Here is a 14,130-nt window from a genome sequence, read left to right on the forward strand (position 1 = left end):
ATTTTATAGCGTTTATTGCATGTATGAGGTACAGTAATCAACCTCAAAGTCCCCCTTTTTAAAGGGGATTTAGGGGAATCTCTTGGTACCTTATGGGAAACAGAATTGCTATAATTCCTTAGAGGATATCTGAAAAGTTTTTTTATACTGAATTTTGCCCCCCTAGCCCCCCAATTCTGGGGGGAACAAGAGTCAATTTGCTTCTAAAAGTCCCCCAAAATTGGGGGATTTAGGGGGCTTGGATGTAGCAAATGAGACTTCTCAGACAACCTCTTAAGCACAAATGAAATTTTCTAAACCATCTAGGTTGATAAGACGTGCAATTTTATCGATTTGAGCACCACCATCAGGTAGCTTCTTCTTAAGACTGTATTTGGCCTTCTGACGAATCATATCTTCACCTTCAGGAATTCTCAGCTGGATATAAGCATATTCTTCACTGGCATAATTGATATTTCCTGGATTGAGATTTAGGTTGACTTTTTTGTCAATAGCTTCGATTGAACGATCACATAAAAAATAAGACGCAGAGGAGATAAGTTTTTCAACACGATTTGAGGTAATCGGATAACCTTGATTCAAGCCACTTAATTGATGAGAAGGAACCACTAAGCACAAAACAGAAGGCTTTCTTGGTAATTCATTAACCCTAGGTTGAGCTTGCTCTAAATATCGGTTTCTACCTTGTTCTTGAGGTGGCCTTAGATTTTGCCTTTGATTTAATTGCCGTCTTTGCTCTGATTGTTTAACTGCAATATATAAGGCAGTAAGTATAAAAGCTACAATAATTATCCCTGTCAAAATTTCGGTATTATCTTTAACTGGGGCAAAAAAATTAGCAAATTCCACTGCTTGACGCTCCGCTTGCTCTATCATTTTGGCGATTCCCTCTAGTAAAGGAATTTGAAATATAGATAAATCCTTAATTGGACTGAATAAGAAAGATTTACAAAACTTGAATTCATTGTTGAGAGTCGAATTTTTATCTATCCCAAAATAGTGACAAATATCTTCACTATTCTCTGGGTCTATATACTTTATCGCTGCATATAGATACCCCCGGTCACGATTTTTAATAGCCGCATAAATTTCCTTGAACTGCTGTTGATAGGTTTCTAGGGGGTCTTGGTAGTCTTTCCAAATTTCATTGCCGTACTCATCATTGTGCATAGTATCGAAATTATTAGCTTAAACAGGTTAGTTTATTCCCTTATAAAATCAAGATAAACTACCTCAGCACTTTTCCAGCTTTTTTAATATTATCCTCAAGTTGTTTAGCTTCTAGTTGTAGGGGATTCCAGATCGATAAGTCTTGTTGATGAGACAGTGTAGCTTGATCGTGGGCTTTGTCGAGCCGCTCTTGATAACGGTCTACAATTTCTTTTTGAGAAGACTCAACCCCACTTATAAAGCTATTGATTTGAGATATAAACCAATGGGCGACCTGACTATAAATTTCTACTTCTGCCTGATTTTTTTGTAGTAGCCATCCTTTGAGCATGTCTTCGGTTTTTGGTAACTGAGCATTATCACTAGAGCGTTTTTTAATTTTTGTCTTATATACTATTCTTTCATAAAGCCAGAGAGACCACCAGTCTCTTTTATATTTCGGAACTTTAACATAGTCTAACCATGTACCTTCTACAATTGGAAATCCTGCTTTAAATTCAAACCTTGGCTCAAGTTCAATGTCGATTTTTACCAATTGTAACCTGGAAAAGCTAATCCCTATATTAGGGGCAATACTGCTCATTCCTTCTTCCAGAATAGATAAGTAAGCATTCAACAAGGTTTCTAAAGCATCACGCACTCTCCTCATTTCTCGCTCTAATATTTTTTTTACTGCTTCATTGATCAAAAGCTTTAAGATATCAGCTAATTGATTCAAATTATCATTGAGGTTGCTGAGATTACGTTTTTCTTGGTTCGTACGTGCTTCGATCTCCTTTCCATTCTCAGCTACTTCAGGAGAATATCCTAATTCAATTAAATTTTTAATTGTTCCTTCTAAAAGATTGAACATGGTCGGATTAGCTGCTTGAAGGGTTTTACTGTCTAAGCATAGTTTTCCGTTATCCAAAGACTTAATGACAGGTTCCAATATTTCCTCTACCCCTTCTGTCATGGCTTTTCGCCATCCATAAAGGGGCACTAAGCTGTCTGCACGCTCTTGATAAGAGCCTGCTCTTAGTTCGTTAATAATACCGACAATAATCTGATCGGCTTTGGCTCTAGGATCGGTTGATTCCTGCTCTGCTGAAGAGCTTTGGTCACTTTCGTTTTCGTTAAGGATACCTTTTAGAGCATTTTCAATTTGTTCAAAAGGGCCTCTTAGTTCTTTAGCTTTTTGTGAAATAAACTGACTAATGTGTTGCTGAATTCGGAAAATATTGTTACATTCTTTTTGGTAGTCTTCTTCTGAGCTATTAATGAAAGCATAAGTTGTTTGTATAGCCCACTCTGTTACTGCATTACCTGCTTTAGCTTTAAAGCGGTCTATAATTTGTGGAATAACTAATTGTGGAAAATGTTGATCGATATGCTCTTTCAGATATTTGTGAAATTCTTTTGCGTAAGAGGCTTCCCAAACCGTCTTGGCAACACGGTGGCGCTCATGGTGTTCCCATCGTTCTACTTTTCTGGGTAAATCTTCTATAATATCTTCTGGAATTAAGAAGTTAAACATACTGTCAATTTTTCTACAGGCTTGAGTACTTTTTTGTTGATTAGCACTGTTCATTTGTATTGACAATAGCGCTGGTAATGCACTCATTTTTATAACTTGTAAAGCACTAATATCTTCTTGATACTCTTCCAGATCCTTAGTTAACTTCTGTTTGATATCGTGAACAGTTCTTTTGAAAAACTCTCTTTCACTATCCGGCCAATTTTGGTCTTTACGAAACTCATCAATCCGATTCAGCACAAAGAGCATCCGGGCTGGTGAGCCTCCTAGTTCTTTGACCTGATCAACCACTTCTTGGAGTAAGTTACTAACTTTTTGTCTATCGGTTTCTGCACTATTATAGGTAACTATACATAAAGCTTCTTTACATTTTCTAATCACAGAGCCATTCCCTTCATCACCCACATGAGCTAAACCGGGAAGATCCATGATTCGCACTTTGGTTTTTTCAGGCAAATCAAGCAGGTTAGGATTGGCTACAAGCCGGAAAGGGTAATATATCGTTGTTTGTGGACAAGCAACACTGGTTTTTCCGTCTCGATTAGCTTGAAGATAGGACTTCATGACTTGGTCTAAACGGTAATAAATGTCTTCGTCGGTAAGATTGCGCCATTCTCCACATTCCCAACGTGCCCCTGGAGTTTGATCAATTTTCAGAGATTTGGTTTCACTGTATTCTACAATCACGACCCCTGCACTCATTTCTTGTACAGCAACTGGAACAATTTCTGCCCCACACAAGAAGTTGACCAGGGTACTTTTACCACTGCTAGTTGTCCCGGTTGTCGCTAAGGTAAGAACCGGTTCACTAAGTTCTTTCACTAATGCACTTACCGCTATCTGGAATTCGAGGTTTAAACCTTCGAGTTCAGTATGGTAGTCTGGGGGTAGCTGCTCACGGATTTTATCTTGAAAACTACACCATTCCTTATTAATATTATTGATTGATTCTTCAACAGCTTCAAAAATATTTTTGATGTTGCTTCTCATTATGCTCAAAGCCTTTAGTGTTGAGTTGTAACGATGGTATAGAAACTACTCTGACCTTAAAAGTAGCCGAAAACAGTCTATAGGGGTTATTTCTTTTTACTTAAGCTTTTAGTTAGTTTTTAAATAGCTCTTAATCTAAGAGTAGCCTAACTTAATATAAGACTGTCAAGGTAAATGGCTAAATGAAATATTTGTGAATCCAGGTAAGGACAATGAAGAAATTACTATTGGATTATTGGTGATGATAGAGTATAGGGTTTCCTGTACGAGATGTAAACTTGTATGGTCTTTTGTTATTGGACAATAAAACTTTACCCAGGCGTAGCCTCTCTCAGGAAGGGTTACGCCTGGGTTTCTTTTGCATGAATGCCTATTGCCTTTTGCCGTCTTGATGCAGTCGCTCATGGGGGAAACCCCCAAGACCGCGCTGCATCGCTATTGCCTCTTGCCTTTTTAAGCAATACCTATGTTTACAACCGACATCCAAACCTGCTGATTATGTCTGTGATGGACTGGTAGTTTCAGGGTCTAAGGGAGTATCTGAAGTGGATTTCTTGCTAACCCAAGCGGTAATAATATGAGAAAGTAGTCCGATGGGTCCTGCAAATAAGCACAGAATTAGGGAGTGAATAGTCCAAATCCCAGCCTGTTGCCCTTGCCAATAAATCCAACGCCCTACAAACAAGTCCAAAACTAGGAAGTGTATCCAGCCAGTAGCAGCAACGGTTTCGTCAGTGACATACTCCTACACTGAATCAAAGATTACAGTGTGGGCTTCTTTCCAACTCCACCTATTGGTTCGGATACTCGGGAAGCTTTACTTCTGACGGGATGCCCCACCGCCAATTTCAATATATTGATCGCCGCATTTACATCTCGGTCTTCTGTGTATCCACAGTGAGGGCAACAATGGATGCGGTCTTTCAATTTTTTAGGTACTTTTGTTCCACAATTAGAACAGTTTTGACTGGTATTATGAGGATTCACTGCAACTGTAATCAAACCAGCATTTTCGGCTTTGTTTGACAAAACACACAGGAATTGACCCCACCCAGCATCAAGAATAGACTTGGCCATTTTAGTCTTAGCCAAACCCTTAATGTTTAACTTTTCATAAGCGACTAAATCATAGTTTTCTAGTAGATTTTTAGCAGTTTTAAAATGAAAATCTTTTCGGGTGTCAGCAACCTTTTTATGAGCTTTCCCTAGTTTGTTTACAGTTTTTTTTCGATTATTGCTTCCTTTTTTAGATCTACTAACAGCTTTTTGGATTTTCTTTAAACGTTTTTGAGCTTTCCGATAGTATTGAGGAATTGGTATTTCAGTGCCATCGGATTTGGTTAAGAAGGACTTGAGGCCCATGTCTATCCGTCTATCCGGGAGCATGTCACTTATGCAGAGCATTTGTACTAGAGGTAGATTATCTGTTGTCTGCTTTATCTAAATAAAACATAAAAGAGACTGTTGATCGGCACTTATGTCCTACACTGTGAAGTGCGGAGCGATGTGCTATTAGTATTTTGAATAGAGTTGAATTTAATGGGCGAGTTCTATTATAATCCCTCAACTAGGCCAAATCTGTGAATAATTTCATGAGTTTTGGGATAATTCACAGGTCCGATAAGAGTGAGTTTTCTCGTTAGTTAATGAAGCGTGTTTTTACTGAAAACCTGCTTAAAGATTGTTATTGAGATAAGCACATCGATGTTTGAGAACTTGAGGCACATTTTCAGGTTTCCACTGTGCTCCAGAAATCTTCAGTCGTCGGTCAATTTGTTTAACTGTAGATTCAACAGCTCCTGAAGCAATGGAACAAATTGAATTCTCTTGATAGTATTTATAGTTAATAATACGCTCTCGATGATTCTGTAAATAATTACAGAAGTTTTCGGCTTGTTTTTTAGTCAAAGCAGAAATCAAGTTAAGAGTTTCATCAACGTTACCTAACCACAATAAACTTTTAGCTTTTTTCAATCTTTTCAGTGAACCACCGACCTTATGTAAATTTTCAACTAAGTGAAACCAATCAATAATTTCCCGTTTTTTTCCTGGACAATTAAATTGTTTAACAATATTCCAAATCCCAGGATGCCCGTCTCCCAGGCAATTCAGTGGGTTTGATAACCGTTGCTGATTCACCCAATTTATTAATTCCTCATTTTCTAAAAACCAAGCTTTTCTCGTGGATTTATTCACACAGATTGCCTTATAATCTTTCCAGAGACAAGGTTCTCCTTTTTTTGGCGTTCTTAACCTTACTTTTCCTCCATCTACACTCACTTCTTCAATATCTTTACTACAGTCATTGTCAGGAAATTTATAGCGATGTACTAGCCTTTGTTGTGTTTTGGCTGAGATTTTAATTCCTGTATAGTATTCAATATCTCTGGCAGCATTCTCATAAGATACATTGGCGCTTGCTCGAACACAACACTGCTCTAAACAGGGACTTATTCTTTGGTTAGTTTCGAGATTTAATCGGATGGCTTGCTTTTCGGTTATTGGTAGTTTTCCAATGATACTCTTTAATGTTCTCAGTCTTCCGGCCTCGGTTTTTGTCGTTTCTTTGATAAAAAAAAACCGATTTTTGGTGTGATCTAATCTAAAGTTTTCTCTCTCACAGTTTCTTCTATTCCCGCCATTGTGTCTAGTTTGGTCGGATCAGAGTCCTCATAAAGAATCTTGGCAATTGCTTGAAGATACTCGTTGAGCTCTTTTTGCTTTTCAGGGGTCATTTTGGGATTAATTCTTAATTTTTTAGGTAGCCAGACATAGATAACATCAATTTCATCATTTTGTCAAGTAGTTCATTTGTTCTGCAAGTTTGACCTGCTCCCTGTCTATCCCGACAGGATTAGACACGCTATCTACTGGCATAACATCCGGAACAGATTCATCTTGGATAGACAGCGTGACATAGTACCCGTCAGCTTTTCGGGTTATTGTAGCTGTCTTAACCTTGAACCCTTCTGGAATAGGTCGGTGATAAATTATTTTGACTTTTCCAAACTTAGGAAGAGTCAAAATGTTGCCATTTATAGGATTCTTGCTAAGAGAGGGAAAAGTAAAAGACTTGTATCTGTTTTTGCCTTTGAATCGAGGTCTCCCGCTCTTTTTCCCATTACTGTCGCCCTTAATAAAACGCTTAAAAGTCAGATCAACTCTCTTCACGCAGTCTTGTAGGACTTGAGATTGAACCACCTTGTACCAAGGTCTGTCTTTCTTTAACTGAGGAAGAGTTCTCTTTTGAGAGAAATAATCAGGATTATTCCTTAGATTCGGTAGATGACAGACAAGAGGACAGGAGTTAATAGAGCAGCGATTCTGTTCGTACCAGTTGAACCTGTCAGCAAGTAAATAGTTATATTGATGGCGAAGCATATCCAACCATCTTTCTACTTCAGCTTCTTGTGACTTAGTTAATCTTAGTCGGTATTGGTACGCTGATCTCATTGTTGCTGCTTCCTGTTTCTCGACCTATCATTAGGATAGCAAGCGTATTTACGGATGTCAAGGCAAAATGAAAGACAAAAATTTGATGATTAGACTTACTAGTTTTGAAAAAATGCAACTTCAACAGGAAGCTGCTCGTAGAGGGATGACTTGCTCCGAATTGCTGAGGAGTTTAATAGCTCGTTTCCCTGAGCCAAAAGACTCTGTGTAAAATTCATCCCGGAGATGAAACCTTAGAATAAGGCAGCCTTAATCATAAAGTTTTAACCCTTTTACCCATAACCGACCAACCATAAAGGCTGCCTTATTCTTGCGGTAACTTCGTTCCCACGCTCATCCTTGCGGATTGAGACGTGGGGCTTCTTTTACCGGACAGCTAAAGAAACGGGCAATATCGGCTAACTGAGGATTCGATAAGGCTTGGGCGGATTCTGGTGTAATGCTATTAATGAATAGGTAAATATATAAACCTGCTAGAACAACGAAGGGAAGATAGGATTCCATTACTCGCTTGGTAATGCCCCAATTTGGAAATAAAATCATTAGGAGCCAAAAGGGCAAAACGAAGATATTGGCAATATTAAACAGTTGAGTGATCACCATATTTCTGTGTTTAAGATTTCAACTATTTACTATAGCAGTTATAAATTGGGTGAAGTTTTTCTGGGTTTTAGGGAATAGGGAATAGGGAGCAGGGAGTAGGGAGTAGGGTGAAGAGCATGGGGATTGGGAAAAAATCCTGTTCAGCTAATGAGTCTTATAGCGTTTGCATGTATGAGGTACAATTATCAAGCTCAAAGTCCCCCTTTTTAAGGGGGATTTAGGGGGATCTCTTTGTACCTCATGAGAAACAGAATTGCTATATAACTTCTATCAGTTTTACCCAGAGCATTTGAGATGATGGGTTCGGATTAATCTGTTGTGTTAATCTGTTATGCTAATTTGTTCAGGTTCATTTTCCACAGTTGGATGTTGGTTAGACCAAAAAGATTACCATTGCTCCTCCGAAACCCAATCACTGGGGAGAGTTTAATCTCAGGTCGCCCCTGGGGATAATTTTAAACAAATTCCACAAGACCTGTGGAATTTACGCTATAACTATTCAACGGTGAAGGTTCAACACTTAATAAATTATAATAAATCCGATGATTAACAACCATGACGGCTCTCTAGCCACTACACTAAAGCAACGGCGTCAAAAATTGGCTCAGCTGGTGGATTTTCCAGTAATTCTCTGGTCTGGACATCCTAGTCCTCGGAATTTCCGAGCCAATTCCTTCCCGTTTCGCGCTAGCAGTCACTTCTTGTATTTTGCTGGTTTACCCTTAACTAAAGCGGTAATTGGCCTCAATGATGGCAAACTGGATTTATTCATGGATAAGCCAGCCCCTGGTAGTGCGTTGTGGCACGGAGAAGTGCCTTCACCTGAGGAAATTGCTGAGATGATTGGGGCTAATCGGGTTTTTCCCCTTTCAGAATTGCGTTCGCATTCTCAGGGAGCAGCAACCATTGCTGTTCAAAATCCCACTACTTACAGCCAACAACAGGAAGTATTAAGTCGTCCTGTCGGACCCGCTGATGCTCCAGAAGGGATTGACTTGGATTTAGCGAAAGCAATAATATCCCTACGGTTATACCATGACGAGGGGGCATTATCGGAGTTGCGCCAAGCCGCTGAAGTTTCGATAGCTGCTCATAAAGCGGGAATGGCAGCTACTCCCAAGGCTAAACGGGAAGCGGACGTGCGGGGAGCGATGGAAGGGGTAATTATTGCCAATAATATGACCCGTGCTTACACAAGTATTGTTACGGTTCATGGGGAAGTGCTCCACAATGGTGAGTATCACCATTCCCTGCAACCGGGAGAGTTACTGCTGGCGGATGTAGGAGCAGAAACCCCTATGGGTTGGGCGGCGGATATTACCCGCACTTGGCCGGTGAGTGGTAAATTTTCTCCTACTCAGCGGGATATATATAATGTCGTCAAAGAAGCCCATGATTTCTGTATCAAGAATCTTTACCCTGGGGTGGAATATCGAGAGATTCATATGACAGCAGCAGGGGTGATGGCCGAGGGATTGATAGATTTGGGGATTCTGCGAGGAGACATCTCGGATTTGGTAGCAATGGATGCCCATGCTTTATTCTTTCCCCATGGTGTTGGTCATTTGCTGGGATTGGATGTCCATGATATGGAAGATTTAGGGGATTTGGCAGGGTATGCACCAGGACGGGAAAGAAGCGATCGCTTTGGCTTGGGCTTCCTGCGACTAGACCGACTGTTGGAACCAGGAATGTTGGTCACAATTGAACCAGGATTTTATCAAGTTCCAGGGATTTTGAATGACCCAGAGCGACGGTCAACTTACAAAGATGTGGTGGATTGGGATAGATTGGCACAATTTGATGATGTGCGGGGGATTCGGATTGAGGATGATGTGTTGATTACTGAGACAGGAGCAGAGGTTTTGACCGCTGGCTTACCAACTAATCTAGAGGCAGTTGAGGATTTGGTTAGGGGAGAATAAGTTTTAAGCTAAAACCTTTTACCAAGGCAAAAGGCAAAAGGCTTGCATACAAAAGGCAAAAGGGGTTAATGGTGCTCTTAAGTTGAGAGACATGATTTTGAAAAGACCTGATCTCATCAGGTCTTTTTTAGATCTTATCTAAATCAGAAGTGCCCTAAATCAAGACAAAGATGACAGCTCTTGCCTTTTGCCTCTTGCCTCTTGCCTTTCCCAAGCGCGACTATGTTCACAACTAAACTAAAAATGTCTATCATAACTTGAATCAATAAACAAGATCCGGGTGCGATCAATTTTTTTGCTGGTATTCACTACACTGTCTGAGATAGTGTTAAGTTTGAACAATTTGCCTTGGCTTACGATAACATTTGTAAATACTTAGCCGAAGAATACCCATCGGAGTTTTTTCATTGGCTATTGGGTGAAGAACCTCGGGATATTCAGGTACTTAAAACGGAATTAAGTGCTGAACCAATTCAAGCTGATGCTCTGAGTTTACTCCAAAGTACAAACCAAATTCTGCACCTAGAATTTCAAACCTTACCCCCATCCGAGCCACCACTACCATTTCGGATGTTGGACTATTGGGTCAGACTACACCGCAAGTACCGATGTCCCATTGAGCAGGTGGTTATTTTTCTAAAGTCTACGAGCTCAGATCTGGTATTCAATAACGAATTTAGGGATATTAATACCTGGCATCGTTATAGAATAATTCGTCTGTGGGAGCAAGACCCTCAACCACTGTTGGCCAATCGGGCTTTGTTACCCTTGGCAACTTTAGCTAGGAGTAATCGGCCTAATCTATTGTTAGAGCAAGTGGTTGCTGAAGTCGATAGAAGCGATGCAGCGCGGTCTTGGGGGTTTCCCCCATGAGCGACTGCATCAAGACATTGAAGAACAAGGTCAACGAGGAACCCTAGCGGCCTGTGTGGATGTACTGGCTGGTTTGCGGTTTGACAAAGATTTAGTCCGTCGATTTTTATCCGAGGAAATTATGGAAGAATCAGTCACCTATCAAGATATTATCCAAAAGGGACGCCAGCGCGGCAAGCAGGAGGAAGCGGTATTAATTGTTATCCGTTTGCTAACCCTGAGGTTAGGTTTACTTGACCCTGTGCTCCAACAGCGGATTGAGGGATTATCCATTACTCGATTGGAGGAATTGAGTGAAGCGTTGTTGAATTTTGAGACAGCAACGGATTTAGCGGTTTGGTTGGATCAGCAGTAGTAGTGGGTCTGACCACAAACTATGCTTGACTATACAGAGTTTTTCATAACTATTAAGTGCCCTTGACCCATTAAGAATTAAATTCGCGCTTTGGTGCGCGCCTCCAAGGGCGCGAGCAATCCCTCGCGCCCTTGGGTCGCACCTATCGGCAAAGCCCTTCGCGTTTCGCCGTAGGCGAAAGCGTGGCCAAAGGCCTCAGCTACGTGAACGGGTCGTACCTGAGGTACACAGGATTTTTTTCTGTTCCCAGATCCGCTGTTCCCAGATCCGCTGTTCCCTACTCCCTACTCCCTACTCCCTACTCCCTACTCCCTACTCCCTACTCCCTACTCCCTAACATCCACAACTTGTGCCCTTCACCCAATTAAGAACTGCTATAGAATAACTAAAGACCAATGACCAATGACCAATAACTAATGAATACATTGCGTCGGTGCTTAATCTTAGGTCTAGCCACCCTACTCACAATCTTTGGAGTGATTAGCTGCCAATCTCACTCCCAAAGTCAATCACCAACATCCAGTAACCTCACCCTAGAAACAGCAGGATTAACCCTAGAAAAATTAGGATCTGGAATTTACGGACTAATCGCTAGTACAGACTTTCCCCCCCAAGACCCTAACGCAGCAATTTGTAATGCTGGGATTGTGATTGGTAGCGATGGAGTATTGGTAATTGATCCATTTCAGAATGAAGCACTAGCTAACTTAGTCTTCTCAACTGTTGAAGACTTAACCGATAAACCCATCAAGTACGTTCTCAACAGTCATTATCACTTTGACCACACTGGTGGTAATTCCGCTGCCGAAGCTAAAGGTATCCCCATCATTGGGCGGGGACCAATTCGAGAATTCATGGAAGATCGTAACAAACAATACGACCCCAATCCCACTCCACCCAACGTAATAGTTAATAGTGAGAGTAAGATTTGGTTAGGCGATCGCACCGTAGAAATTGAAGAAGTAGAAGGGCATTCTGGGGGAACAGATATTGTGGCCTATGTTCCCGATGCCAAAATTATGTTTACCGGTGATATATTGTTCAATCAGCGATTTCCATACACTGGGGATGGTAATATTCGCAAATGGCAGAGTACTTTATCTGAGCTCAGGGCAAACTATCCCGATGCGCGTCTATTACCTGGCCATGGTCCGATTACTGATAGTAGTGGCTTAGACACCTTAAAGACTTACTTGGATCAACTGGAAAAATTAGCATTAACGTGGAAAGAAAAGTCTCTGACTCAAGAACAAGTTCTTGCCAACTATTCCCAAATTCCTGCTGCTTATAAGAATTATAAATTCCAAGGATTATACAAAGATAATCTTGAAACAGCTTATAAGCAAATTACCGCTGAGCGTTGAGGGTTTCAGGGGTAAAGTTGCTGAATTATTCCAGGATAATGGAGGATATTACAATAATGTAAGCTATCAGCTATTAGCGAACAGCTTATGGGTTAGGTCACAGGCTGGAAGCCTGTGCCACATTACCTGAAGTGCTTTTGAATAAAATAAGCTGACTGCTGACTGCTGACTGCTGACTGCTGACTGCTGACACAATAACAAATCCTATTATGATATCATGACTAATCAAGAAGAAGACCCATTGAAAAGCAAGCTAGAGAAAAATTTGCAAGAGTCCCAATGGCTACAGAAATTTAAACAACTGAGTCAAGGACTAAGCCAAATTAAGACAGAAATTCCTCTAACTCAACTCTGTAAGCTAGAGTGGGTTACTGCTACTGACAGCTTAATCATTCACTGTCCAAATCGAGAAGTCAGGGATGGATTGTGTAAGCTTTCATCCCAGATTGCCCAAATCACTATTGGCGCAAAATCCTTTATTATTAGACATCCAGACTATCAAGATATTACTATTAAGCCGTAAGCATTCAGCTATCAGCTATCAGCTTCAGTCTATCCTTCATATCTTTCGCAGCTACGGCGTAGCCTCCGTCTGCACCATCCACAAAATGTACTTGGCGTCCATGGCGCTCAAATACCAGACAGGTCATCAGTGCTCGGTCTGAAATATGGAGACCATACACTAACTTACCTTGTTTATAATTATTTTCCAAATAGTCTGTTAATTGTTTTCGTTGTGCTTCATTGCCAGCAATCACCATGCGTAACAGATCATCAAACTTTCTGTAATCCGTTGCTGCGATCGCATTTCGTTTATAGGCTCCCCAGTCTCCATCTGGAAATTTCACCTTCAACGTCATCAACAACCAGCCCAAAAGATTTTCAAACCAGATTTTCGAAAAATAGAGCATCCTATGGCTTAGCTTACTCGACTGGGCGCACAGCCGAGTTTCAGCACTTAAGTTATGATAACTAAACCCTAGATTTAAATAGTTTTCATCAACGGGATTTAAAAGCTCTTCACTTCCATATATAGTGTCAATTTTTTCAATAATTTTTCGATAAGTTAAATTAGCTAAATCAGCTTGATTAGACGTTGCTTTCACAATCAAGCTGATCGTTTCACCATATTTACTTGGAATGTCTTGCCAGCGACACTCTAAATTAGACAAATCAGCTTTAGCATTATCAGTAGGGTTTTGGTAAAGGTAGAGGTTACTCGTATTTGGATGTTTAATCAATTCAGTAGCATAACTCAAACCATCTCCAGTAAATATAGCCTGATAATAATTTTCAGATACCTTGAGCTTCGCTAATTTAACATCATAATCATTTACTCTGACATCAGACATAGGTACTGCACCCACCCGCAATTCCATCCCAAATTCTTCCTTGGCTAGCTTACTAGTGGCTAATAAGGCTTCCCGAGCAGGGGCAAACAGAGAAGGAGGAATCAACAGAGTTGCTCCATCTCCCCCAAACACAAAAGGAATGTCTAAATTACCTGCTATATTTAAAACAGCGACAATGGAGCAGGCTCCTAATAGGTTAACCTCTTTGTAGCGTCCTGATTCGATAGCTTGAGTCGAACCAATAATATCGCTAATCACAATATACCAATCCCTGGGAACTGATTTAAAATTCCGAGAGTCAGTAATATCGATGAAGTTTTCTAAAAGGGGTAAATTAGCATAAAAAAATTCTGTAGTCATGGTTTAATCTAAAGGAATAACAAACCTTTTTACTAGGGTGATATAGCACTACCCATTAAGGTGTTTGACATTGATAAAAGCTAAAAAAGTGCGACCCGTGGCGAATTTAATTCTTAATGGGTCAAGGGCACCTAAGCTGTTATAGTAAACTTTTGCCTTTTGCCTTTTG

The 14,130-nt window shown here is 40.4% G+C and carries 9 protein-coding genes and 6 pseudogenes; 7 read left to right on the plus strand and 8 right to left on the minus strand.

The annotated features are described in order from the left end of the window. Nucleotides 1-273: 273 nt before the first annotated feature. Nucleotides 274-1,170, minus strand: a complete 897-nt coding sequence (locus BJP34_RS21970) for a hypothetical protein (protein WP_070394183.1) — start codon at nt 1,168-1,170, stop codon at nt 274-276. A 58-nt stretch (nt 1,171-1,228) separates the two neighbouring features. Further along, nucleotides 1,229-3,676 (minus strand): dynamin family protein, encoded by a 2,448-nt coding sequence (locus BJP34_RS21975; RefSeq protein ID WP_070394184.1) that lies wholly within the window; start codon nt 3,674-3,676, stop codon nt 1,229-1,231. Between the two features lie 366 nt (nt 3,677-4,042). Between BJP34_RS21975 and BJP34_RS44060 the strand changes: the two genes are divergently transcribed. Further along, a complete protein-coding gene (locus tag BJP34_RS44060; protein ID WP_158517381.1) occupies nt 4,043-4,195 on the plus strand; it encodes a hypothetical protein in 153 nt (50 codons plus the stop codon). Here the strand turns inward: BJP34_RS44060 and BJP34_RS21980 are convergent. The 4 pseudogenes from BJP34_RS21980 to BJP34_RS22000 all read right to left on the minus strand — a co-directional run. Continuing rightward, nucleotides 4,173-4,409 (minus strand): annotated as a pseudogene (locus BJP34_RS21980) (ABA4-like family protein); the annotation flags it as partial. The gene BJP34_RS44060 and the pseudogene BJP34_RS21980 overlap by 23 nt on opposite strands. A gap of 29 nt (nt 4,410-4,438) precedes the next feature. After that, nucleotides 4,439-5,044, minus strand: a pseudogene (locus tag BJP34_RS21985) (RNA-guided endonuclease InsQ/TnpB family protein); the annotation flags it as partial. 306 nt (nt 5,045-5,350) lie between these two features. Then, nucleotides 5,351-6,411 (minus strand): annotated as a pseudogene (locus tag BJP34_RS21990) (ISKra4 family transposase). Between the two features lie 103 nt (nt 6,412-6,514). Next, nucleotides 6,515-7,129 (minus strand): annotated as a pseudogene (locus BJP34_RS22000) (RNA-guided endonuclease InsQ/TnpB family protein); the annotation flags it as partial. Between the two features lie 67 nt (nt 7,130-7,196). Here BJP34_RS22000 and BJP34_RS22005 point away from each other — a divergent pair. Continuing rightward, entirely contained in the window at nt 7,197-7,340 is a 144-nt protein-coding gene (locus tag BJP34_RS22005) for a CopG family transcriptional regulator (protein WP_070394185.1), read from the plus strand. A gap of 167 nt (nt 7,341-7,507) precedes the next feature. Here the strand turns inward: BJP34_RS22005 and BJP34_RS22010 are convergent. Next, nucleotides 7,508-7,732: pseudogene (locus BJP34_RS22010) on the minus strand (ABA4-like family protein); the annotation flags it as partial. A 542-nt stretch (nt 7,733-8,274) separates the two neighbouring features. On the opposite strand from BJP34_RS22010, the gene BJP34_RS22015 reads away from it, so the two are divergent. From BJP34_RS22015 to BJP34_RS22035, 5 genes and pseudogenes are all read left to right on the plus strand, one after another. Beyond that, nucleotides 8,275-9,657: an aminopeptidase P family protein gene (locus tag BJP34_RS22015; RefSeq protein WP_070394186.1), complete on the plus strand. Its 1,383-nt coding sequence runs from the start codon at nt 8,275-8,277 to the stop codon at nt 9,655-9,657. A 348-nt stretch (nt 9,658-10,005) separates the two neighbouring features. Next, nucleotides 10,006-10,885 (plus strand): annotated as a pseudogene (locus BJP34_RS37405) (Rpn family recombination-promoting nuclease/putative transposase). A gap of 203 nt (nt 10,886-11,088) precedes the next feature. Continuing rightward, nucleotides 11,089-11,253: a hypothetical protein gene (locus BJP34_RS40565; protein ID WP_158517382.1), complete on the plus strand. Its 165-nt coding sequence runs from the start codon at nt 11,089-11,091 to the stop codon at nt 11,251-11,253. 48 nt (nt 11,254-11,301) lie between these two features. After that, nucleotides 11,302-12,249: an MBL fold metallo-hydrolase gene (locus tag BJP34_RS22030; protein ID WP_070394189.1), complete on the plus strand. Its 948-nt coding sequence runs from the start codon at nt 11,302-11,304 to the stop codon at nt 12,247-12,249. 217 nt (nt 12,250-12,466) lie between these two features. Beyond that, the gene (locus BJP34_RS22035) at nt 12,467-12,772 is read left to right on the plus strand and encodes a hypothetical protein (protein WP_070394190.1); all 306 of its coding nucleotides are present in this window, start codon (nt 12,467-12,469) and stop codon (nt 12,770-12,772) included. Between the two features lie 4 nt (nt 12,773-12,776). On the opposite strand, the gene BJP34_RS22040 is transcribed toward BJP34_RS22035, so the two are convergent. Further along, nucleotides 12,777-13,961, minus strand: coding sequence for a DUF3095 domain-containing protein (locus tag BJP34_RS22040; RefSeq protein ID WP_070394191.1), 1,185 nt, complete (start codon nt 13,959-13,961; stop codon nt 12,777-12,779). Nucleotides 13,962-14,130 lie beyond the last annotated feature (169 nt).

Origin of the sequence: Moorena producens PAL-8-15-08-1 (assembly GCF_001767235.1) — a bacterium.
Taxonomy (GTDB): Bacteria; Cyanobacteriota; Cyanobacteriia; order Cyanobacteriales; family Coleofasciculaceae; genus Moorena; species Moorena producens_A.

Excerpts from the sequence above, each read along its gene's own strand:
- BJP34_RS21970 (WP_070394183.1), bottom strand. The coding sequence starts at position 1,170 with ATGCACAATGATGAGTACGGCAATGAAATTTGGAAAGACTACCAAGAC.
- BJP34_RS22035 (WP_070394190.1), top strand. The coding sequence starts at position 12,467 with ATGACTAATCAAGAAGAAGACCCATTGAAAAGCAAGCTAGAGAAAAAT.
- BJP34_RS22015 (WP_070394186.1), top strand. The coding sequence starts at position 8,275 with ATGATTAACAACCATGACGGCTCTCTAGCCACTACACTAAAGCAACGG.
- BJP34_RS22040 (WP_070394191.1), bottom strand. The coding sequence starts at position 13,961 with ATGACTACAGAATTTTTTTATGCTAATTTACCCCTTTTAGAAAACTTC.
- BJP34_RS22005 (WP_070394185.1), top strand. The coding sequence starts at position 7,197 with ATGAAAGACAAAAATTTGATGATTAGACTTACTAGTTTTGAAAAAATG.
- BJP34_RS44060 (WP_158517381.1), top strand. The coding sequence starts at position 4,043 with ATGCCTATTGCCTTTTGCCGTCTTGATGCAGTCGCTCATGGGGGAAAC.
- BJP34_RS22030 (WP_070394189.1), top strand. The coding sequence starts at position 11,302 with ATGAATACATTGCGTCGGTGCTTAATCTTAGGTCTAGCCACCCTACTC.
- BJP34_RS21975 (WP_070394184.1), bottom strand. The coding sequence starts at position 3,676 with ATGAGAAGCAACATCAAAAATATTTTTGAAGCTGTTGAAGAATCAATC.